Raw genomic sequence first — 21,307 nt, forward strand, 5'->3', positions numbered from 1 at the left:
ACCCCGCCTCGGCGACGGCCGCGCCCTCCTCCTCGGCGAGCTCACCGATCGCGAGGGCCGCCTGCGCGACCTCCACCTCAAGGGCTCGGGCAGGACCCCGTGGTCGCGCGGTGGCGACGGCTTGGCGGTGGTGGGCCCGATGCTCCGCGAGCACCTCGTCTCGGCGGCGATGCACGCGCTCGGCGTCCCCACGACCCGCTCGCTCGGTGTCGTCGCCACCGGCCGCGCCGTCCAGCGCGAGCAGCCGCTCCCCGGTGCGGTGCTGGCCCGGGTCGCGTCGAGCCACCTGCGCGTCGGCACCCTGCAGTACGCCGTGGCGCTGGACCACCAGCAGCCCGGCGCCGGCCTGGTGCGCCGCGTCGTCGAGCACGCCGCGACCCGCCACCACCCGCACGTCCTGGACGCCGACGTCCCGGCGCTGGCGCTGCTCGAGGAGGTCACCCGCGTGCAGGCCGAGCTGGTCGCCTCGTGGATGTCGGTCGGCTTCGTGCACGGGGTGATGAACACCGACAACGTCACGCTCTCGGGCGAGACCATCGACTACGGCCCCTGCGCCTTCCTCGACGGGTTCGACCAGGCCGCGGTCTTCAGCTCGATCGACACCGGCGGCCGCTACGCCTTCGGCCAGCAGCCGGCGATCACCCAGTGGAACCTCGCCCGGATGGCCGAGACCCTCCTGCCGCTCGTCGTCGAGCAGGCCGGCCTCGACCAGGAGGGGGCGGTCGAGCGGTGCGTGGCCGTGCTCGAGACGTTCCCGACGCTCTACGGCGAGGCGTACGCGGCCCGGCTGGCCGCCAAGCTGGGCCTGCCGACCGGCCTGGACCCCGAGGTCCGCACCGCGCTGGTCGGCGACCTGCTGACGCTGATGCAGGCCGCCCGGGTCGACCACACCGGGTTCTTCCGCGACCTGGCCCGCGAGCTGCGGGGCACCGGCGGCGAGCAGGGGACCCCCGCCCGCGACCTGGTCCTCGACCTGCCGGCCTACGACGACTGGGCGACCCGCTGGCGCGCCCTCGGGCCGGACCCCGACGCCATGGACGCCGTCAACCCGGCGTACGTCCCCCGCAACCACCTGCTCCAGGCCGCGCTCGACGCCGCCGACGCCGGCGACCTCGCGCCGTTCGAGCGGATGCTCGAGGTGGTCACCCGCCCCTTCGTCGAGCGCCCCGAGTGGGCGACCTACGCGCTTCCCGACCCGGCCGGCGGGCCGTTCGTGACCTACTGCGGGACCTGAACGGGGTTACTCCGCACGAGATCTCACCCTCAGCTCGAGGTCAGGGTGAGATCTCGTCCGGACTACCCCGCCCGCACCCCAACGCCCCCAGCGTCATCGAGGCGAGCACCTGGCGCATCTCGGCGTCGGGCAGCAGGCCGGAGTGGGGCGTGGAATTGATGAGCCCGAAGGCGGCGTGCGCCATCGCGCGGGCGGCGTCGAGGGAGAGGTCGGGGTGGAGGGCGCGGAGCTGGTCGGCCCACACGTCGACGTACGCGCGCTGGGTGGCTCGCACCTCCTCGCGCGCCTGATCGGGGAGCGAGGACCAGTCGCGGTCCTGGACGACGATGAGCGGCCGGTGCTCGAGGGCGAACCCGACGTGGTGGTCGACCAGCGCCGCGAGCGCCGCCGCGGGCGAGTCCGCCGCGCCGACGCACGCCCGGCCGCCGTCGAGAAGCCACCGGCTGATCGAGACCAGCATCTCCGCGAGCACCGCGTCCTTGGACGCGAAGTGCTTGTAGAGCGCCGGGCCGGAGATGCCGCAGGCCGCGCCGAGGTCGGCGACCGAGACGCCGTGGAACCCGCGCGCGGCGAACAGCTCGGCGGCGGTGCCGAGGATCTGCTCGCGGCGCGTGGTCACCCCGGCAGGTTAGCGGCCGCTAACTCCTCGCCGTCAGTGTCGGTGGCGTCCTCGGCCCGCGCCTGCACCTGTCGGGCGAAGGGCCGGCCCGGCAGCGAGACCACCTCGTCGAGGTCGGCTGGCTGGACCCGGTGCGCCGGCCGGGTGCCGAGGTACTGTCCTGCTCGACCGTGCACGGCTTCGGCACGCTGCACCTCGACGGGCCGCTGCGCAACGTGCCGGGCGCGTCCCGCTGTGGGTCGAACCCGTGCGTGGCTCACCACCCGTCGCGGATGATGGGGGCATGGCGGGGGACACCAGGCGCTCGCGGCGCGCTGCCGCGACCTTCGCACGGCGCGTTCGCCGACGGCCGCGACGACGTCACCGCCACCGAGGACCCCCGTGACACCGCGCCTGCCTCCACGCCGGGTGCGCTGCCCGTCGACCCGCCACCCACCACGGCCGACCCGACCCCCAGCGCCCCCAGCCCGTCAGCGCCGGCGCGCACCTGCCGGCCCCGCACCGCGCCGGTCGACCCCGACGCGGACGCCTCGGCGCTCTGCCTCGCCGAGACCCTCGACCGCTGGCTGGCCGACGGCGTCACCGCGGTCGGCCAGCAGGTCAACATCTCCAGCGACTCCTGGGACGAGCCCCTGTGGCGGCTGGAGCCGCAGCGTCCCGCGGTCGTCGGGTTCGACCTCGACGAGCTGGTCGCCGCGGCCCGCCGCGGCACCGACTGGACCGAGGACCTCGCGCTGATGGCCGCCGACGGCGTGGTCCTCACCGCCTCCTGGCACGCCCCCAACCCGTTCAGCGGCGGCGACTCCTTCGACCGCACCGGAGCGGACCGGCTCGAGGCGCTGCTGGAGGAGGACAGCGCCCCGGCCCGGCGCTTCGAGGCGGAGTGGGCCGCGGTGCTCGACCTCCTGGCCCGTCTCCAGGAGCAGGGGGCCGCGGTCCTGGTGCGGCCGCTGCACGAGGCCGGCGGCAGCTGGTTCTGGTGGGGCCGTCCCGACCCGAGCACCTACCGCGCGCTCTTCGCCGACCTCCAGCAGCAGGCGGCCGACGCCGGGGTCCACAACCTGCTGTGGTCCTACGGTGCCGCCGTCCGCACCTGGGAGGGTGTCGACGAGCCGCTCTCCCTGCTGCCCGACCGCGTGGACCTGGTCGGCCTGGACACCTACGACTGCGAGACCCCGCCCCCCGACTGCGGCGGCCGCGACGCCGACGACCTGGCCCGCGACGAGGTCGACCTGACCGGGTACGCCGAGCTGGTCGCCGCCGCGCCCCGCGCCGCGCTGACCGAGGTCGGGCCCGCCCACTCGCCCGACGGCACGTGGGACCCGTCGGTCATCACCCGGACGCTGGCCCGCGAGGGGCTCCCCGCTGCCTACGCGCTGCTGTGGTTCGACGACTCCTTCGGCCGCAAGCAGGTCTCCTCCCTCAAGGGCGGGAAGGCCTGGCTCGAGTCCTGTCCCGACGCACTGTGCCCGGTGGGCGCCGCGGGCTGAGGCCGAGCCGTCCCCGCCGGGCGGTGGCGCCGCAGGTTAACGATCGCTAACCTGCTGGGGTGAGCACCCACATGCGCGACCTCGTCGACGAGCTGCGCCAGCGCCTCGCGACGGTGCGGCAGGGCGGCAGCGAGGCCGCGAGGAAGAAGCACACCGACCGCGGGAAGCTGCTCGCGCGCGACCGGGTCGACCGGTTGCTCGACCCGGGCAGCCCGTTCCTGGAGCTGAGCCCGCTGGCGGCGTACGGGATGTACGGCGCGCCGGGGGAGACGCCGGTGCCCAGCGCCGGGGTCGTCGGAGGCATCGGTCGCATCCACGGTCGCGAGTGCGTCGTCGTGGCGAACGACGCCACCGTCAAGGGCGGCACCTACTACCCCATGACGGTCAAGAAGCACCTGCGCGCACAGACGATCGCGGCCGAGAACAACCTGCCGTGCATCTACCTCGTCGACTCCGGCGGCGCGTTCCTGCCGATGCAGGACGAGGTGTTCCCCGACCGCGAGCACTTCGGCCGGATCTTCTTCAACCAGGCCACCATGAGCGCCCGCGGCATCCCGCAGATCGCCTCGGTGATGGGCTCGTGCACCGCCGGAGGCGCCTACGTCCCGGCGATGTCCGACGAGACCGTCATCGTCAAGGAGCAGGGCACGATCTTCCTCGGCGGCCCGCCGCTGGTGAAGGCCGCGACCGGTGAGGTCGTCACTGCCGAGGAGCTCGGCGGCGGCGAGGTCCACGCGCGCCGCTCCGGCGTGGTCGACCACCTCGCCGAGGACGACGCCCACGCGCTGGCGATCGTGCGCGGCATCGTCGACACCTTCTCCCGACCGGTCTCGACGAGCTCGACCGACAGGGGCCCCTGGCAGGTCCGCGAGCCGGAGGAGCCGCTGGAGGACCCCGAGTCGATCTACGACGTGGTCCCCGCCGACGTCCGCACCCCCTACGACGTGCGCGACGTCATCCGCCGCATCGTCGACGGCTCGCGGCTGCAGGAGTTCAAGGCGTTGTACGGCGAGACGCTGGTCTGCGGGTTCGCGCACGTCTGGGGCCACCCCGTCGGCATCATCGCCAACAACGGCATCCTCTTCAGCGAGTCCGCGCTCAAGGGCGCGCACTTCATCGAGCTGTGCAACCAGCGCGGCATCCCGCTGGTCTTCCTGCAGAACATCTCCGGCTTCATGGTCGGCCGGGAGTACGAGAACAACGGCATCGCCCGCGACGGCGCCAAACTCGTCACCGCGGTCGCCTGCTCGGTGGTCCCCAAGTTCACCGTCGTGATCGGCGGCTCGTACGGCGCCGGCAACTACGGCATGTGCGGTCGCGCCTACGACCCGCGGTTCCTGTGGATGTGGCCCAACGCGCGGATCTCGGTGATGGGCGGCGAGCAGGCCGCCTCGGTGCTCGCGACCGTGGCCAACCGTACCGACGACGAGGAGTTCAAGGCCCCCATCCGCGCGCAGTACGAGGAGCAGGGCTCGCCCTACTACGCCTCCGCGCGGCTGTGGGACGACGGGATCATCGATCCCGCCGACACCCGCCGGGTCCTCGGCATGGCGCTCTCGGCCGCGGCCAACGCACCTGTCGCGGATCCGAACTACGGCATTTTCAGGATGTGACGTGAACACCCTCCTCATCGCCAACCGCGGCGAGATCGCCCGCCGCGTGACCCGCACCGCCCGCCGCCTGGGCTGGCGGACCGTCGCGATCCACTCCGACCTCGACGCCGGGGCGCTGCACGTGCGCGAGGCCGACGACGCGGTGCGCGTGGAGTCCTACCTCGACGTCGACGAGGTGGTGGCCGCCGCCCGCGAGAGCGGCGCCGGCTACGTCCACCCCGGTTACGGCTTCCTCTCCGAGCGGGCCCCGTTCGCCCGTGCGCTCGCCGAGGCCGGCATCACCCTGGTCGGGCCCGAGGCCGAGGTGATGGACGCGATGGGCCGCAAGGACGCCGCCCGCGCGGTCGCGGTCGCCGCCGGCGTACCGGTCGTGCCGTCCTACGACCTCGACGACGACCCCGCGGGCTTCGCCTACCCGGTGCTGGTCAAGGCCGCGGCCGGCGGCGGCGGCAAGGGCATGCGCGTGGTGCGCAGCGCCGCCGACTACGCCGAGGGGTTCGCCGCGGCGCAGCGCGAGGCGCGTTCGGCGTTCGGCGACGACACGATCCTGGTGGAGAAGTACGTCGAGTCCGGCCGCCACGTCGAGGTGCAGGTCATGGGCGACACCCACGGCCACGTGGTGCACCTCTTCGAGCGCGACTGCTCGACCCAGCGCCGGCACCAGAAGGTGCTGGAGGAGGCGCCTGCCCCCGCGATCACCGAGGAGCAGCGTGCAGCCATCACCGGCGCGGCCGTGGCGCTGGCCGCGCAGTGCGGCTACACCGGTGCGGGCACCGTGGAGTTCCTGCTGGACAACGCGACCGGCGAGTTCTACTTCCTGGAGATGAACACCCGCCTCCAGGTCGAGCACCCGGTCACCGAGGAGGTCGTGCGGGTCCGCGGGCAGCGGGTCGACCTCGTCGAGCTGCAGCTGCGGGTCGCGACCGGCGAGCCGCTGGGCATCGACCAGGCCGACGTCACGCTCGAGGGGCACGCCATCGAGGCGCGGGTCTACGCCGAGGACTCCTTCGGCGGCTTCCTCCCGCAGGCCGGGCGCGCCGGCGAGGTGCGCTGGCCGGCCGGCGACCGGGTCCGCGTGGACCACTCGCTGGTCAGCGGGCAGCAGGTCTCGACGGCGTACGACCCGATGCTGGGCAAGGTCGTCGCCGGCGGCACCGACCGCGAGGACGCCCGGCGTCGCCTGGTGGCCGCGCTCGACGACACCGTGGTGCTCGGGCTGACCACCAACACCGGCTTCCTGCGCGCGCTCGCCGACCACGCGGCGTTCCGCGACGTCGGGCACGAGGGCGGTCTCGACACCGCCTGGCTCGACCGCGTCGACGTCGTCACCGAGGTGCCTGCCCCGAGCACGGACGAGGCGCGGCAGCTCGCCGCCTGGGCCGTCCACCTCGCCGAGTCCGAGACCGACGGGCCCTTCGCCTCCGACGGCTTCCGCCTCGGCGCGCCCCCCGCGCCGGTCGTGGTGCCGCTCGACGAGGACGTCGTGCTCGGCCGCCGCCCGCGGCTGGACCCGGCCGCCCACGTCACCCCCGCCTCGGTCGAGGTCGTGCTGCGCGGCCAGCGCTTCCGCTTCGAGCGCGGCGACCTGGCCGGCGACCACGCCGACGAGCACACCGGCGACCTCGTCGCGCCCATGCCCGGCACCGTCCTCGACGTCCGCGTCGAGGCGGGTGGCACCGTGGTGGAGGGGCAGGTGCTCGGCGTGCTGGAGGCGATGAAGATGGAGCTCGCGCTCAAGGCGCCGTACGCCGGTACCGTGACCGTCGTCGACGCGACCGTGGGGCGGCAGGTGCCGCTGGGGCACGTGCTGTTCCACGTGGAACCAACGGGAAGCGAGTGAGGTCGGTGGTCGGAGCGGCCGGCACGAGTGACGTCGGTGGCTACGCTGGAGACATGAGCACACCGACGGCAGCCGCCTTGCGGTTGCGGGCCGCGCTCAGCTCGCAGACCGATCGTGTCGCTGCCCTGTTGGATGCCTACGGTGCCACCAACCCACGCCTGTTCGGCTCCGTGGCGCGTGGTGACGCGCGCGACGACAGCGACCTGGACCTGCTCGTCGACCTGGTGCCGGGACGAGGGAACGAGCTCCTTCGTGTCGCCGGCCTGGGGGAGGAGCTGAGCGAGTTGCTGGGGTGTCGGGTGGACGTCGTGAGCGCGAGCCTGCTGCGCGACGACGTGAGCAGGACGGCTTCGGCGGACGCGGTGGCCGTGTGACCCGCACGCCTGATCAGCGCTGCGAGGACATCGACGCGGCCGTGGCGCGGTGCCTGGCGTACCGGGACCACCTGGACTCCGAACAGCTCGGGTCGATGGCCTACGACGCGATCCTGCGCAACCTCGCGGTCATCGGCGAGGCGGTCAAGGCGCTGCCCGAGGAGCTGAAGTCGGCGCGTCCCGAGGTGCCGTGGGCGTCGATCGCGGGGCTGAGGAACGTCGTGGTCCACGAGTACTTCCGCGTGGACCCGGAGATGATTCGCGACATCGTGGACCACCAGCTGGTGGTCCTGGTCCAGCGAGTGGAAGGGTCCCCATGACCGGCGTCATCACCCGCGCCACCCCCGTGCCCGCGCCGGGGATGCCCGGGCGCGTGCGGATCTACGAGGTCGGCCCGCGCGACGGCCTGCAGAACGAGCAGGAGATCGTGCCGCTTGAGGTCAAGGAGGAGTTCGTGCGGCGGCTGCTGGCCGCCGGGCTCCCCGTCGTCGAGGCGACCAGCTTCGTCCACCCGCGCTGGGTGCCGCAGCTCGCCGACGCGGCCGACCTGATGACTGCGCTGGGCGACTCGATCGGCGAAGCAGCGCGCGACTGCCCCGTGCTGGTGCCCAACGAGCGCGGCCTCGACCGCGCGCTCGAGCTCGGCCTGCGCCACGTCGCCGTCTTCGCCAGCGCCACCGAGACCTTCGCGGCCAAGAACCTCAACCGCACGCTGGACTCCCAGCTCGAGATGTTCGCCCCGACCATCGAGCGCGCGCTGGCGGCGGGGATGGACGTCCGCGGCTACGTGTCGATGTGCTTCGGCGACCCCTGGGAGGGCCCGGTCGAGCCCCAGCAGGTCGTGACGGTCGGGCAGCGGCTGCTCGAGATGGGCGTCGGCGAGCTCAGCCTCGGCGACACGATCGGCGTCGGCACCGCGGGCCACGTCACCGCGCTCGTGGAGGCGTTCACCGCGGCGGGCACCGGCGTCGACCGGCTCGCGCTGCACTTCCACGACACCTACGGCCAGGCCCTCTCCAACGTGCAGGCCGGCCTGCGCGCCGGCGTGACGACGTACGACGCGAGCGCCGGTGGGCTCGGGGGCTGCCCGTACGCCCAGAGCGCGACCGGCAACCTCGCGACCGAGGACCTCGTGTGGCTGCTCGACGGTCTCGGCATCGACCACGGGGTCGACCTCGAGGCGCTCGTGGCCACCAGTGCCTGGATGGCGCAGCAGCTCGGGCGCCCCAGCCCCTCCGCCGTGGTCCGGGCGCTGGCACAATCCACCTCGTGACATCCCAGCGTCGGGTCTACCTGCACATCGGTGCGCCGAAGACCGGCACCACCTACGTGCAGGACCGACTGAGCCGCAACGCCAAGACGCTGGCCCAGCACGGTGTCCACTTCCCCTCGCGCTCGCCGCTGGTGAGCCCCGGGATGTTCCACTTCCGGGCCGCGCTGGACCTCCTCGGCCAGGACTGGGGCGGCGAGCAGGGCCATGCCGAGGGCAGCTGGGACGCGCTGGTCCGCCGGGTCCGCCGTACCCGCGGCACCGTGATCGTCAGCCACGAGATCCTCGCCCCCGCGCCGGCGCAGGCCGTGGCGCGCGCGAAGGCCGAGCTCGGTGCCGGCGACGACCTCCACGTCGTCTACGGCGTGCGCGACCTGGCCCGCCAGCTCCCCGCTGCCTGGCAGGAGAGCATCAAGCAGGGCCGCAAGTGGACCTACCGCACCTTCCTGCGCAAGACCCGCAGCGGCAGGCCGTGGTTCTACCGCGCCTTCGACGTGCCCGCCGTGCTCAGCACGTGGTCGGCCGGGCTGCCGCCGGAGAACGTCCACGTCGTCACCGTCCCGCAGTCCGGCACCGCCGGCCCCGACGAGCTGTGGCACCGCTTCTGCCGCGCGGTCGACATCGACCCCGCCTGGGTGCCGGAGGAGTCGCGCCGCACGAACCCCTCGCTCGGCGTCGCCGAGGCGGCGCTGATCCGCCGCCTCAACAAGCGCCTGGGTCGCAAGGTCCGGCGTGACGCGACCTACGACGACCTCGTGCGCGGCCTGCTCGCCGAGCAGGAGCTGGCCGGTCGCGACAGCGCCAAGCTGCTGCTCCCCCCGGGCATGCACGAGTGGGCCGAGGCGGAGTCGGCGCGCTGGGTCGAGTGGATCGAGCAGAGCGGGGTCGACGTCATCGGCGACCTGGACGACCTGCACCCCCTGCCGACCCGCCGCCGCGACTACGTCAACCCCGACAAGGTCACCTCCAAGGCCCAGCTCGCCGCCGCCCTCGACGCGCTCACGGTGATGACGCAGGAGGCGGCGCGCCGCGAGGACCCCGAGCAGCAGCTCGCGCAGCGGTTGCGCACCGGCGTACGCCGCCTGCGCGAGTCGTGACCGGCCCGGCCCGGGCCGCCGCGTGGGTCGCCCACCTGCGGGAGGGCGGCACGACGCCGTGGGCGGAGTGGACCGGCACCGTCGACGGCCCCACGCCGCCGGTCCTCCCCGGCGCCCAGCAGCTGGAGCTGCTGCGCCGGGTCAACCAGCGAGCAGCCGTGCCGGACGCCCTGGTCGAGCGGGTCCTGGCCGCCAGTGCCGCCGGCCGGGGGCGCCCCGACCTCGAGCTCGTGGGCGCCCGTCCCGCCTCCGACTTCGGGCCGCCGCCCGTGGACCCCGCCGACCTGCCGGCCGAGGAGCTGCTGCGCGTGGCGGCGCTGCTCCTCGCCGAGGACCTCGCCGCCGAGGGCGATCCCGACGAACGGCACGACCGCCCCGACGACCTCGGCCGGCTCCTCGGGGATGCCGCCCGGCGGATGAAGCGCAGCGGTCGCGGCCCGTGGCTGCGCCCGTGGCGGACGAAGTACAAGCTGGTCGGCGACCCCTGGCGCGCCGACGCCCTGCGCCGCGACCTCATCGCGCGCGGCCGTCCGCCCGGGGGCCGCGGTGCCCTCGTGCTCGTGGTGGCCGACGACCTCGCCACCATGCTGGGCGACCTGTGGACCGATCGGTGCTTCTCGACCGGCGTCGCGGTGCCGGCGTGGGGGCCGTGGCTGGACGCGCTGGCCGGCTCCCGTCGGATCGCCCGGGGCGCCGACCCCGCGCTGGTCGCCGCCACGTGGTCCGAGCGGGTGGGGCGCGAACGGGTGCGCATCGTGCTCGACGAGACGCAGCTCCCGGCGGTGCTCGGCGTCCCCCGCCTCACGCCGCGGCCGGCGGTGTCGGCGGAGGCCGCCGAGCTCGCGCGCCTGGTCGCGAAGGCGCTCGGCCTGCGCGTGACCCCCGACGTCGGCCGCCGGATCCTGCGCGAGCGGCTGCTGCCGCGCCTGGTCGGGCACCCGGGTCACCCAGGCGCCCCGCTGGCCGTGCCGCCCGAGCACCACCGGTGGATCCACCGCCGATCGGTCCGGATGCGGGACGCCGTGCGCGCGGGTGACTACCCTGTCCTGGGCGAGGTGGACGGCCTGGTGAGCCGCCCGCGCGCCCTGGCCGCCTCCGGTGAGACCCTCTCCGGCGAGGCGGCGGACGAGCGGGTGCTGGCCCTGGCCGTGGACCTGCTCCTCGCACCGACCGGTGCGCAGGACCGCACCGGACCGCAGGAGGCAGGCACGTGAGCGCGCGGGTCCTGCTGCACGTCGGCACCCCCAAGACCGGCACCTCCCACCTGCAGGACGTGCTGTTCCGCAACCGCGATCGCCTGCGCCACCACGGACTGCTCTACCCCGCCGACCGCTTCGACGCGCACTTCCTGGCCGCGCTGGACCTGATGGCGCTGCCGTGGGGCGGGCTGCAGGCCGAGGCGATCGGCCGCTGGGACGCGCTCGCCGAGCAGGTGCGCCGGCACCCCGGCACCTCGATCATCAGCCACGAGATCCTCGCGACCGCCTCCCGCAGCCAGGTCGGCCGGGCGATGCAGTCGCTGGCCCCCGACGACGGCACCGAGGTCCACCTGGTGCTCTCGGTGCGCGACCTGGTGCGCCAGATCCCCGCGGAGTGGCAGGAGAACGTCAAGCACCGCAGCACGATCACCTACGAGGAGTTCCTCGCCCAGCTGCGCGACCCCGAGCGCAAGGGACGCATCGCGACCTGGTTCTGGGGCGTCCAGGAGATCCCCGACATCCTCGACCGGTGGGGCCACGAGCTCCCGCCGGAGAACATCCACCTCGTCACGGTCCCGCCGCCCGGCGGCGCCCCGGACCTGCTGTGGAAGCGGTTCAGCAGCGTCTTCGGACTCGACGGGCTCGACCTCGAGCTCGAGGCCGAGCGCGCCAACCCCTCGCTCGGCGTCCCCGAGACCGCCCTGGTGCGGCGCATCAACAAGGCCGTCAACCCGGTGCTCGACCCGCCCGACTACCGCCCGCTGGTCCGCGAGCTGCTCGCCCACCAGACGCTCTCGCGACGCACCCGCACCCCGCGGCTGGCCCTGCCGCCCGACCTGCACGAGTGGGCCCGCGACCTGGGGCAGCGGTGGAGCGACGAGGTCCGCCGACGCGGGTACGACGTCGTCGGGGACCTCGCCGACCTCGAGCCGGGTCCGCCGCCGGAGCACTGGGCCGACCCGGACTCACCCCGCGAGTCGCAGGTGTCCGGTGCGGCCGTCGAGGCGATCCGCGCGCTGCTGGTCGAGAACGCCCGGATGCGCGCGGAGGAGGAGCGCCTGCGTCACGAGCTCCACGAGGCCCGGGTCGCCCTGGACAGGAGCTTCCTGCGCCCGTCGTACCGCGTGCGCGAGAAGGTCCTGCGCGGCGTCCGCCGCACGGCCGTGGGCCGTGGGCTGCACCGGGTCTACCGGTTGGCGCGTGGCAGGAGCTCGCGGTCGGCGTAGCGCCCGATCCTCCACGTGGCGTAGCCGTCGGCGCCCATGCCCACGACGCCACCGACGACGGGCACGCGTCGCCCGACGACGACGGCCAGCCGCTTGCCGGTCATCCGCGCGATGATGTCGGAGCCGACCTCGGTGGCGATGCGCCGGTCCAGCGCCGGGTCGGCGACCGGTGCCGTGGCCAGCGCCATCGGGGGAGCGGGGAGCGTGCCGCGGCGCAGCATCTCGTCGACCCGGTCGCCACCGAGGAGACAGGCCAGCACCGCGTTGCGCACCCGGGGGTCCTCGAGGTCGTAGCCGCGCAGGTGCGCGATGCCGGCGATCATCCGGCACTGGACCAGCGCGAGGCCGGTGATGTTGGCCGGGATGGCGACGGCGGCGGTCACCACGCCGCCGATGTTGGTGAGGAACCCCTGCGCCCCGGCGTACCTGACGTGGTTCTCGATCACCTCGTGCACCGCGCGGTCGACGTCGCCGTCCTGCTCGCGCAGCTGCGCCTCGGCCGCCGCGGCGGCGCCCGGGAGGGGCCCGACGCCGTGGATGGCGCGGTCCAGCGCCTCACGGACGAAGGTCTCGGTCAGGCCCGGCGCCGCGCCGGCGACCTTCGGGGCGAGGCGACGGCCGACCATGGTGGCGACGCTGCGGCTCCTGCTCAACGGAACGCTCCTCACGAGTGCGATGTCCAGGGGTCCAGGGATCGGTGGACGTCCAGCACGATCGTACGGACGTCCGGACCACCTGCCCGGGGTGTGCCGGACGGGGCGCGTCCCGCGTAGCGTGCCCGCAGTGCCCCTCGAGCCCCCGCCCTCGGCCTGGTCGTTCGGCGACCCCCAGGGCTACGACGCGCTCGACGACCTCGTGGGCATCGGCGCCGACCTCGAGCCCGGCACCCTGCTCGCGGCCTACCGACACGGCCTGTTCCCGATGCCGTCGGGGCACCCCGGCGACCCGATGTACTGGTTCTGCCCGGTGCACCGCGGAGTGCTGCCGCTCGACGGGCTGCACGTGTCCCGGTCGTTGCGCCGCTCCATGCGCGATCTGGAGATCCGGGTCGACACCGCCTTCGACGAGGTGATCGCCGCCTGCGCGGACCCGCGGCGCCCGCAGGGCTGGATCGACCGCGACATCCGCGCCGCCTACTGCGAGCTGCACCGCCTGGGGTGGGCGCACTCGGTGGAGGCCTGGCAGGACGACCGGCTCGTGGGGGGCCTGTACGGCGTGGCGATCGGCGGGCTGTTCGCGGGCGAGTCGATGTTCCACCGGGTGACCGACGCCTCCAAGGCCTGTCTCGTGGCGCTGGTCGGGATGCTGCGCGACGAGCACGCCGCGGACCGGGTGCTGGACGTGCAGTGGCGGACCGACCACCTGGCCTCGCTGGGGGTCGTCGAGATCGACCGTGCGGCGTACCTCGCCAGGCTGCGGCGGGCGACCGAGCTGCCGCTGCCGGTGGCGTTCGACCGCGGCTGATCGCCTGCCGCGTGCCCCTGAGCGGAGCCTGAACGACCCCTCAGTGCGCTCTTGGGAAGACCTGTCATCGTCGGCGGCCGGCCCCCGCGGTGCATGGCGGGGGTCGTGACCGGCACCGACGAAAGGTCTGTTCGTGAAGCTCTCCCCCCTCGCCCGCCTGACCCCCCTCGCGCTGGCCGTCGGCCTGTCGTTGACCGCCTGCGGGTCCGACGACTCCTCCGACGCCGGGGCGCAGGGTGACGCCTCCGCGCAGGAGGGCGGCTCGAGCGTGGTCGCCGAGGGCGACGACTTCTGCACCGCGCTGATGGCCACCGCCTCGGTCCAGGACGGCGAGGACGTGGCCGCGCTGCACGACAGCCTCGAGGAGGCGGGACTGCCCGAGGGCGCCGGCGAGGACGCGCAGGCCGGGTTCGAGGTCTACCTCGACGTGCTGGACCAGGTCGACGAGGACGCCACCGCGAAGGACCTGGAGTCGATGGAGGACCCGGGGCTGAGCAAGGCCGAGCAGGCCGACGTGGACGCGATGGTCAGCTACGCCACGACCACCTGCGCCGGCGGCGCCGGCCAGGACTCCCAGACCCCGGAGAGCGAGACGCCCCAGGAGTGACCCGGCGGGCTCAGCCCAGCAGGCCGCGCATCGTCTCGATCTCCGCGGCCTGGGACGCCTCGATCTCCTCGGCCAGCTCCACCGCCGGGCGGAACGTGCCGGTGGCCTGCTGGGCCTGCGCCATCTCCACCGCCCCCTCGTGGTGGGCGATCATCAGCTCCAGCCACAGCGTGCCGAAGGCCTCGTCGTCGGCATCCTCCAAGGAGGCCAGCTCAGCCGAGGTGAGCATGCCGGGCATCGAGCCGTGGCCGCCGTCGTGACCGTCGCCGTGGGACTCCTCCAGCTCGGACATCGCCTCGGAGGGGGACCGGTCGCCGTGCCCGGCCAGGCTGTGGTCGCGCACCGTGGCGGGCACCGGCTCGTCCCAGGAGACCAGCCAGTCGCTGAGCTGCTCGATCTCGGGTGCCTGTGCGTCGCGGATCTGCTCGGCCAGCGCGAGCAGCTCGGGGTCGAGGTCGCGCCCCAGCGTCAGGTCGACCATCGCCAGGGCCTGCGCGTGGTGTTGCAGCATCTCGCCGGCGAAGGCCACGTCCTGGGCGGTGTGCTCGGTGTCGGAGAGGGCGGGCCGGGCCGCGTCGTCGTCACCGCACGCGGTGAGGGACGCGAGGAGCAGCAACGGCAGGGCCGTCGCGACCAGGAGTGCGCGCACGTCTCTAGATGACCGTGGGCTCGGCGGCGGTCTCGGAGACCATGGGACGTCCGGCCGACGCCCAGTCGAGCATGCCGCCGTCGAGGTTGATGGTCTCGTGGCCCTGCTGACCCAGCCACATCGCGGCCTGCGCGGAGCGCCCGCCCACCTTGCAGACCACGAGGACACGGCCCTCGGGCACCTCGTGGACGCGCTCGGGCAGCAGGTTGAGGGGGACGTGCAGCGCCCCCTCGATGTGGCCCGCAGCCCACTCCTCGGGCTCACGGACGTCGAGGACGGTGACGTCCTCGGGGAGGTCGGCCGGCAGCAGGTCGACGCGTGTGGTGGGGATCATGGGTTCCTCAGGTCGGGGATGACGCAGCCGGGTTCCCGGGCCGCGAGGCCGTAGGTCAGCGGCGCTGGTCCTTCTCCGGGGCGTTCCCGGCGCCGCCGACGGTGCGCGCCGCGAACGACGCGAAGGAGGAGGTGATCCCGCGGTGGGTCACCTTGCCGGAGCTGGAGATGCCTCCGGCGCCCTGCCCGCGCCGCAGCCGGCGCTGCTGGACGAAGGAGTAGGCCAGGTCGATGCCGACCACGAGTCCCAGCAGTGCGACGACGGCCAGGACGGCGACGACCACGGGCGTGCTGAGCATGTTGACTCCAGGGGTTGGCGTGCTCCGCAGACTACCCGGGCCGGGGTGGTGGTGAACGTCCTGCGCGGGCGGCTGAGCATCGCCCGACCGGGAAGGTCTGACTGATGTCAGTCAGACCTTCGGGTGTGCGGTCGAACCTTCGACCGCACCGTGCAAGGTTGGACTGACATCAGTCGAACCTTCCGGCTGCCCGACCGACCCCTACTTCAGCAGCCGCGACATCCGCCGGTCGGCGAGCGGCTTGCCGCCGGTCTGGCAGGTCGGGCAGTACTGCAGGCTCGAGTCGGCGAAGGACACCTCGCGCACGGTGTCGCCGCAGACCGGGCAGGCCTGGCCGGTGCGGCCGTGGACGGCGAGGTTCGACTTCTTCTCGCCCTTGAGCTCGCTGGCCGCGAGCCCGCGGGACCGGTCGACGGCCGCGCCGAGGGTCGAGCGGAGCGCGGCGTACAACGTCGTCAGCTCCTCGGGCTCCAGCGTGCCGGCGGGCTTGAACGGCGACATCCGCGCCGCGTGCAGGATCTCGTCGGAGTAGGCGTTGCCGATGCCGGCGATGGTGCCCTGGTGGCGCAGCACGCCCTTGAGCTGCTTGCGGCCCTCCCGCTGGAGGATCTCGCCGAGGGCCTCCTCGGTGAAGTCGTCGGTGAGCGGGTCGGGCCCGAGCGAGGCGATGCCCGGCACGTCCATCGGGTCGCGCACGACGTACGCCGCCAGGCTCTTGCGGGTGCCGGCCTCGGTGACGTCGAGGCCGGGGGAGGTGCCGCTGCCGTCGTCGTCGAGCACGATGCGCAGCGCGAGCGTAGACTTCGGGCTCGGCTTCGGCGGGATCGCCGGGACCTCGTCGCGCCACCGCACCCAGCCCGCGCGGGCGAGGTGGAGCACCAGGTGGGTGCCGGAGGCCTCGATGTCGAGGAACTTCCCGAAGCGCCCGACCCGGTCGACCAGCGTCCCCTCCAGCGCGGAGATCGGCGGGCGATAAGTCTTCAGCGCACTGAACTGCGGCACGTGGACCGTCACGATCGCGCGGCCGTCCAGCCGGCCGCCCAGGTCGAGGGCCAGCGCCTCCACCTCAGGCAGCTCGGGCACGGCACCATCCTAGGTCGCGGCGCGCACCATGAGCACGACCGTCAGGACGAGGTACACCGCCAGCGCGGTCAGCCCGAGCGTCATCGCGAAGATCGCGACCGTGCGCATGGTCGGGGTGTGGTCGATGGAGCCGGAGCGGTAGGACAGGGTGCGCCACAGCCCCACCGGCAGGGTCGCGAGCGTGACGAGCAGGGCGAGCCACCAGGCGGCGATCAGGGGGTCCATGACCGCACGGTGCCCAGGAGCGTGGTGGTCGATGCGTGTCGCTAGCCGAATCTCGGGAAAGCGCTAGAGACCCCGATACCGTCCGATCATGGACCCGATCCGCAACCCCTACGCCCCCGGCGCGGGGCAGCGACCGCCGGAGCTGGCCGGCCGCGACGAGCAACTTGCCGCCTTCGACGTGGTGCTCGAGCGGGTCGCCCGCGGTCGGGCCGAGCGCAGCCTGGTGCTCACCGGCCTGCGCGGAGTCGGCAAGACGGTCCTGCTCAACGCGCTGCGCAGCGCCGCCGTACGCCGGGGCTGGGGGACCGGCAAGCTCGAGGCGCGACCCGACCTGCCGCTGCGACGCCCGCTCTCCAGCGCCCTGCACCAGGCCGTGCGCGAGCTCGGGCACCCCGAGGAGGAGCAGCGCGACCACGTGCTCGGCGTGCTGCGCGCCTTCGCCGAGCGCGACGCGGGTCGCGACGCGAAGCTGCGCGACCGGTGGAGCCCCGGCATCGACGTACCCGCTGCGCGCGGGCGCGCCGACTCCGGCGACATCGAGATCGACCTCGTCGAGCTGCTCACCGAGGTCGGCGGCCTGGCGCAGGACCTCGGCAAGGGCGTGGCGGTCTTCCTCGACGAGATGCAGGACCTCGGGCCGGCTGACGTGTCGGCGCTGTGCGCGGCCTGCCACGAGATCAGCCAGTCCGGGTTGCCGGTGATCGTGGTCGGGGCGGGGCTGCCCCACCTGCCTGCGGTGCTCAGCGCCAGCAAGTCCTACTCCGAGCGGCTCTTCGCCTACCAGCGCATCGACCGGCTCTCCCGCGACGCCGCCGACCGCGCGCTCGCCGCGCCGGCCAACGAGGAGGACGCGGAGTTCACCCCCGAGGGCCTCGAGGCGATGTACGCCGCCACGGGGGGCTACCCGTACTTCATCCAGGCCTACGGCAAGACCGTGTGGGACCTCGCCCCGCGCAGCCCGATCACCGCCGACGACGTCGCCGTGGCGGCCCCCGAGGCCGAGCGCGAGCTGGCCGTGGGGTTCTTCGGGTCGCGCTACGAGCGCGCCACGCCGGCCGAGCGCGACTACCTGCGGGCGATGGCCGACGCCGACTCCGGGGAGGACCCGGTCGGTGCCGTGGCCACCGCCGACGTCGCCGCCGTGCTGGGCAAGAAGCCGCAGTCGCTGTCGCCGGCGCGCGACGCGCTGCTGAAGAAGGGGCTGATCTACTCCGGTGAGCGGGGCCGGATCGCGTTCACCGTGCCGCACTTCGGACGCTACCTGCGCGACCACGCCTGACGCCCCCGCGGGAACCGGTGCGGGATCCGGTCGGGTGGTGCCCCGCGGCCGAGCCCGCTGGCACCGTCGGTGCGCATGAGCCACCTCAGCGGACTCCCCGAGGAGCACGACGAGCCGCGCGTCGTGCTCGAGCGCACCATCCGGCTCGTCGAGGACGAGCTGCGCGGCGCACCCGTCGACGACGTGCTCACGCGCCTGCGCGCGGAGCTGCCCGACGACCTCGACGTGCCAGAGCACAACCTGCGCGCCGCGGCCGAGGCGATCGCCGACGGGCGTCGCGAGGACGGCTCGCAGGGCTGATCCGCTGTCGTCGGGCCACGTCTCGGCCACAATGGTCCCCGTGAGCGAGCGCGCGCCTGACCGCCCGCTCGTCCTGGCCCACCGCGGGGCGAGCCACGACCACGCCGAGCACACCCTCGGTGCCTACCTCGCCGCGCTCGACAACGGCGCGGACGGCCTGGAGTGCGACGTCCGGTTGACCGCGGACGGGCACCTGGTGTGCGTCCACGACCGCAACCTGCGGCGGACCGCCTCCAGCCGCGGCCTGGTGTCCACGATGGACCTCGCCGAGCTGGGCGAGCTCGACTTCTCCTCCTGGAAGCACCCGTGGGCCGAGCTCGACGACGAGCGCCCCGACCGCGTCGACGAGCACGGCAAGGTGCTGACGCTGCGCAAGCTCTTCGAGGTCGTCGCCGACTTCGACCGCCGCATCGAGATCGCGGTGGAGACCAAGCACCCGACGCGGTACGGCGGGCTCGTCGAGCGGCGGGTGGCCGAGCTGCTGCGCGACTTCGGGTGGGATCGCGCGGGCGGCCCGGTGCGCGTCATGTCCTTCTCCTACACCGCGCTGCAGCGGATGGAGCGGCTCGCCCCGGACGTGCGGCTCGTGCAGCTGATCGAGCACGTCCCCTACTGGCCGGTGCTGCGGCGGGTCGTCGGGAAGGACTGGCTGGTCGGGCCGGGAGTCAAGCTGCTGCACGAAAGCCGTCGCCTGGGCGAGAGCATCAACCGCGCCGGGCACGACATGCACGTGTGGACCGTCAACACCCCCGACGACCTCCGGGTCTGCCAGGAGCTCGGCGTGAAGGCCGTGATCACCGACCGTCCGGCGTACCTCCTGGACCTGCTGGACCGCCAGGCGGGGGCCGACGGGTAGTTTCGCGGCCATGGGTAAGAAGAACCGCGTCAAGGGCAAGGCCCGCACCTCGCTCCCCGCCTTCGTGAAGCGCCCCTTCGAGGGGCTGCCCTCGGAGTGCGACGTGATCGCGCTGCGCGAGCTCGTCCCGGCCGGTACGGCGCCGCTGGCCCTCGCCGGGTCCGACCGTGAGGTCGTGCTGTGCTCGCTGCTCCCGATGGCCGCGCCCGCGATGGTGCGCGAGTCCGGCGCGATCTGGCTGGGCCTGCAGGTCCAGCACCACTTCGGTGACCCGGCGCGCGACCTCGGGGCGGTGCTGGAGAAGGCGATCGCCCAGGCCGAGGCCGGCGAGGTCGGCATCGTCGGGCTCACCGATCCCCCGGGCGAGGGCCCGCGCCTGCAGGACCTCGTGACCGGCGACTCGCTGGACGTGACCGTCCACGAGGGCTTCGACTTCTGGCTCTCCGACGTGGAGGACAAGGACGCCATGGCCGGTGCGCTCGACCAGGCCAACGAGGCGGCCATGCCCACCTCGCGGCTGAGCAGCGTCGAGGCGGCGTACTGGACCTCCATCGGGACCAAGGAGCACCTGCGCTGGGTGATGCCCCAGCCCGAGGACGCGCTGCTCGCCGCGCTCGCCCGCCTGCACGTGGCCGGCAAGGACGTGCTCGTGCCCGGCGCCCGCTTCGTCGGCATGTTCCGCACCCACGGCGTCCTCGCCCCGGTCTGGGACCTCGAGGTCGGCACCGGCGCCGAGGCCCTCGAGGAGCCGGCCGCCGCGTTCGCGCAGGACCTCGAGGCCGCCCTCGCCGACACCTCCGACCTGACCCCCGAGGAGCGCTCGGCGCGCAACGGGCTCGCGAACCGGCAGGTCACGCTGCGCTGAGGATCGGGTTAGTCCGCATCCCTTTTCCTGCTTACTGCGCAGTAAGCAGGAAAAAGAATGCGTCCTATCCCGCCGCGGCGCCCCCCTCCACCGCCGTGACCCGGGCCAGGTGGCGCTCGGCGGCCCGGGCGGCGGGCGCGATGGCGAGCGCCGAGAGCACGACGATGGCCGCGATGCTCAGCCAGCCGAACGTGCCGACCTCCATCGCCAGGAACGTGAAGGCGGCGGGGGCCCAGACGGTGCCGAGGGTGTAGCCGAGGTTGGCGACGCCCTGGTACTCCCCGCGGCGGTCGGGGTCGGACAGCTCGGCTTGCAGTCCCCACTGCCCGGCGGACTGGTAGAGCTCGGCGCCGGTCACCGTCACGTGACCCAGCCACACCAGGGCGATCGTCACCCAGCCGACGGTGTCGTGGGTGACCAGCACGATCGCGCAGGACAGTACGAAGAAGAAGGCGCCGCGGCGCTGGGCGCGCAGTGACGACGTCACGTCCGCGACCCCGCGGGCGGCGGCGACCTGCAGGGCCACCGCCATCACCGTGTTGGTGCCGAAGAGCAGCGCCAGCAGCTCGCGCGGGGCGTCGGTCTCCTGCACCAGCCACAACGGGATGACCACGTTGAGCAGCACCTGGTGGGTCGAGAGCACGCCGTCGAAGGTCGACATCACCAGGAAGCCCCGGTTGCGCAGCGCTGCGCGAGGATCGCGCCGCCGCCCCGACACCGCCTCCAGCGCGCCCTCGAGCGGCGACTCGGTCGGTGCGGCCGCCTCGTCCTCGCGTGACAGCCTCGGCAGCCGCGTCACCAGGACGGCGTTGGCGGCCAGGATCGCCGCGGTGACGATCGGGATCGCCATGATCGCGCCGTCCCCGGGCGCGGCGAGCGCCAGGCCGCCCGCGCCGGCCCCGAGGGTGTAGCCGACGTTGCGCGAGGCCCGCATGTAGGCCAGTGACCGCACCCGGGTCTCCCGGGGGAACACCTCGAAGCGGTAGGCGTTGCGCCCGGCCCGCGCCCAGGTCTGCGCCAGGTCGAGAGCGATCGTGACGGCCACGAAGGCGGCGAACCCCTCGACCAGCACCCACGAGGCGAAGAGCAGCGCCTCCAGGGCGCTGCCCAGGATCCAGGTACGCCGGGTGCCGACCCGGTCCGCGAGCCTGCCCAGTGGCACGGACCCGACGAACACCGCCAGCCCGCCGATCGTCAGACCGAGCCCGACCTGGGCGGCCGAGAGCCCCACGATCTGGGTGAAGTAGAACGCCGACCCGGTGAGGAACGCGCCCTCGCCGAAGGCGGAGAGCACCGACTGGTAGGACATCGCCCGGATGAGCGGGTCGTCGGACAGGACCTTCTGCAGCGCCCGGCGCACGCCGACCTCCCGAGGATGGAGCGAT

24 protein-coding genes are annotated in these 21,307 nt (G+C 73.9%); 16 read left to right on the plus strand and 8 right to left on the minus strand.

Going from position 1 to position 21,307, the window contains the following annotated elements; all coding sequences use genetic code 11:
* Window positions 1–1,234: protein adenylyltransferase SelO family protein (locus A6R01_RS15140; protein ID WP_292607532.1), on the plus strand; the 1,234-nt coding region annotated here is incomplete at its 5' end.
* Window positions 1,235–1,274: 40 nt separating this feature from the next.
* On the opposite strand, the gene A6R01_RS15145 is transcribed toward A6R01_RS15140, so the two are convergent.
* Entirely contained in the window at window positions 1,275–1,853 is a 579-nt protein-coding gene (locus tag A6R01_RS15145; RefSeq protein WP_292607535.1) for a TetR/AcrR family transcriptional regulator, read from the minus strand.
* Between the two features lie 131 nt (window positions 1,854–1,984).
* On the opposite strand from A6R01_RS15145, the gene A6R01_RS15150 reads away from it, so the two are divergent.
* The 9 genes from A6R01_RS15150 to A6R01_RS15190 all read left to right on the plus strand — a co-directional run bounded on the left by A6R01_RS15150 (window position 1,985) and on the right by A6R01_RS15190 (window position 11,962).
* Window positions 1,985–3,343, plus strand: coding sequence for a glycosyl hydrolase (locus tag A6R01_RS15150; RefSeq protein ID WP_292607538.1), 1,359 nt, complete (start codon window positions 1,985–1,987; stop codon window positions 3,341–3,343).
* Between the two features lie 71 nt (window positions 3,344–3,414).
* Entirely contained in the window at window positions 3,415–4,956 is a 1,542-nt protein-coding gene (locus tag A6R01_RS15155) for a carboxyl transferase domain-containing protein (RefSeq protein ID WP_366925116.1), read from the plus strand.
* Between the two features lies 1 nt (window position 4,957).
* Window positions 4,958–6,796: a biotin carboxylase N-terminal domain-containing protein gene (locus A6R01_RS15160; protein WP_292607544.1), complete on the plus strand. Its 1,839-nt coding sequence runs from the start codon at window positions 4,958–4,960 to the stop codon at window positions 6,794–6,796.
* A 53-nt stretch (window positions 6,797–6,849) separates the two neighbouring features.
* Window positions 6,850–7,170: a nucleotidyltransferase domain-containing protein gene (locus A6R01_RS15165; RefSeq protein ID WP_292607546.1), complete on the plus strand. Its 321-nt coding sequence runs from the start codon at window positions 6,850–6,852 to the stop codon at window positions 7,168–7,170.
* The gene (locus A6R01_RS15170) at window positions 7,167–7,490 is read left to right on the plus strand and encodes a HepT-like ribonuclease domain-containing protein (RefSeq protein WP_292607549.1); all 324 of its coding nucleotides are present in this window, start codon (window positions 7,167–7,169) and stop codon (window positions 7,488–7,490) included. The genes A6R01_RS15165 and A6R01_RS15170 overlap by 4 nt, the downstream gene beginning before the upstream one ends.
* A complete protein-coding gene (locus A6R01_RS15175; protein WP_292607551.1) occupies window positions 7,487–8,443 on the plus strand; it encodes a hydroxymethylglutaryl-CoA lyase in 957 nt (318 codons plus the stop codon). The genes A6R01_RS15170 and A6R01_RS15175 overlap by 4 nt, the downstream gene beginning before the upstream one ends.
* The gene (locus A6R01_RS15180; protein WP_292607553.1) at window positions 8,440–9,537 is read left to right on the plus strand and encodes a hypothetical protein; all 1,098 of its coding nucleotides are present in this window, start codon (window positions 8,440–8,442) and stop codon (window positions 9,535–9,537) included. Before A6R01_RS15175 ends, A6R01_RS15180 begins: the two co-directional genes overlap by 4 nt.
* Window positions 9,534–10,751: a hypothetical protein gene (locus tag A6R01_RS15185; protein ID WP_292607556.1), complete on the plus strand. Its 1,218-nt coding sequence runs from the start codon at window positions 9,534–9,536 to the stop codon at window positions 10,749–10,751. Before A6R01_RS15180 ends, A6R01_RS15185 begins: the two co-directional genes overlap by 4 nt.
* The gene (locus A6R01_RS15190) at window positions 10,748–11,962 is read left to right on the plus strand and encodes a hypothetical protein (RefSeq protein ID WP_292607559.1); all 1,215 of its coding nucleotides are present in this window, start codon (window positions 10,748–10,750) and stop codon (window positions 11,960–11,962) included. Before A6R01_RS15185 ends, A6R01_RS15190 begins: the two co-directional genes overlap by 4 nt.
* Here A6R01_RS15190 and A6R01_RS15195 read toward each other — a convergent pair.
* Window positions 11,923–12,615 carry an EcsC family protein gene (locus A6R01_RS15195; RefSeq protein ID WP_292607561.1) on the minus strand — a complete coding sequence of 231 codons (693 nt, stop codon included), beginning with the start codon at window positions 12,613–12,615 and terminating at the stop codon, window positions 11,923–11,925. The genes A6R01_RS15190 and A6R01_RS15195 overlap by 40 nt on opposite strands.
* Window positions 12,616–12,745: 130 nt before the next feature.
* Here A6R01_RS15195 and aat point away from each other — a divergent pair, with 130 nt between their 5' ends.
* Together aat and A6R01_RS15205 are read left to right on the plus strand one after the other, a co-directional pair.
* Window positions 12,746–13,426, plus strand: coding sequence for a leucyl/phenylalanyl-tRNA--protein transferase (gene aat, locus A6R01_RS15200; protein WP_292607564.1), 681 nt, complete (start codon window positions 12,746–12,748; stop codon window positions 13,424–13,426).
* A gap of 133 nt (window positions 13,427–13,559) precedes the next feature.
* On the plus strand, window positions 13,560–14,033 hold the full coding sequence (locus tag A6R01_RS15205; protein WP_292607567.1) for a hypothetical protein: 474 nt from the start codon (window positions 13,560–13,562) through the stop codon (window positions 14,031–14,033).
* Window positions 14,034–14,043: 10 nt separating this feature from the next.
* On the opposite strand, the gene A6R01_RS15210 is transcribed toward A6R01_RS15205, so the two are convergent.
* From A6R01_RS15210 to A6R01_RS15230, 5 genes are all read right to left on the minus strand, one after another.
* Window positions 14,044–14,682 (minus strand): DUF305 domain-containing protein, encoded by a 639-nt coding sequence (locus A6R01_RS15210; RefSeq protein WP_292607570.1) that lies wholly within the window; start codon window positions 14,680–14,682, stop codon window positions 14,044–14,046.
* A gap of 4 nt (window positions 14,683–14,686) precedes the next feature.
* Entirely contained in the window at window positions 14,687–15,016 is a 330-nt protein-coding gene (locus A6R01_RS15215; RefSeq protein ID WP_292607573.1) for a rhodanese-like domain-containing protein, read from the minus strand.
* 55 nt (window positions 15,017–15,071) lie between these two features.
* Window positions 15,072–15,314, minus strand: coding sequence for a hypothetical protein (locus A6R01_RS15220; RefSeq protein ID WP_292607576.1), 243 nt, complete (start codon window positions 15,312–15,314; stop codon window positions 15,072–15,074).
* Window positions 15,315–15,515: 201 nt separating this feature from the next.
* The gene (locus tag A6R01_RS15225; RefSeq protein WP_292607578.1) at window positions 15,516–16,397 is read right to left on the minus strand and encodes a DNA-formamidopyrimidine glycosylase family protein; all 882 of its coding nucleotides are present in this window, start codon (window positions 16,395–16,397) and stop codon (window positions 15,516–15,518) included.
* Between the two features lie 9 nt (window positions 16,398–16,406).
* Window positions 16,407–16,622, minus strand: a complete 216-nt coding sequence (locus tag A6R01_RS15230; RefSeq protein ID WP_292607581.1) for a hypothetical protein — start codon at window positions 16,620–16,622, stop codon at window positions 16,407–16,409.
* 88 nt (window positions 16,623–16,710) lie between these two features.
* Between A6R01_RS15230 and A6R01_RS15235 the strand changes: the two genes are divergently transcribed.
* The 4 genes from A6R01_RS15235 (at window position 16,711) to A6R01_RS15250 (ending at window position 19,922) form a co-directional block, all read left to right on the plus strand.
* The gene (locus A6R01_RS15235; protein WP_292607583.1) at window positions 16,711–17,901 is read left to right on the plus strand and encodes an ATP-binding protein; all 1,191 of its coding nucleotides are present in this window, start codon (window positions 16,711–16,713) and stop codon (window positions 17,899–17,901) included.
* Window positions 17,902–17,976: 75 nt separating this feature from the next.
* On the plus strand, window positions 17,977–18,201 hold the full coding sequence (locus A6R01_RS15240) for a hypothetical protein (protein ID WP_292607585.1): 225 nt from the start codon (window positions 17,977–17,979) through the stop codon (window positions 18,199–18,201).
* Window positions 18,202–18,241: 40 nt separating this feature from the next.
* On the plus strand, window positions 18,242–19,057 hold the full coding sequence (locus tag A6R01_RS15245) for a glycerophosphodiester phosphodiesterase family protein (RefSeq protein ID WP_292607588.1): 816 nt from the start codon (window positions 18,242–18,244) through the stop codon (window positions 19,055–19,057).
* Between the two features lie 10 nt (window positions 19,058–19,067).
* Entirely contained in the window at window positions 19,068–19,922 is an 855-nt protein-coding gene (locus A6R01_RS15250; protein ID WP_292607590.1) for a DUF5926 family protein, read from the plus strand.
* Between the two features lie 64 nt (window positions 19,923–19,986).
* Here A6R01_RS15250 and A6R01_RS15255 read toward each other — a convergent pair whose 3' ends face one another.
* Window positions 19,987–21,282, minus strand: a complete 1,296-nt coding sequence (locus A6R01_RS15255; RefSeq protein WP_292607593.1) for an MFS transporter — start codon at window positions 21,280–21,282, stop codon at window positions 19,987–19,989.
* Window positions 21,283–21,307: the final 25 nt, after the last annotated feature.

The sequence above is a fragment of the Nocardioides sp. REDSEA-S30_B4 genome (genome assembly GCF_001627265.1).
Taxonomy (GTDB): Bacteria; Actinomycetota; Actinomycetes; order Propionibacteriales; family Nocardioidaceae; genus Nocardioides.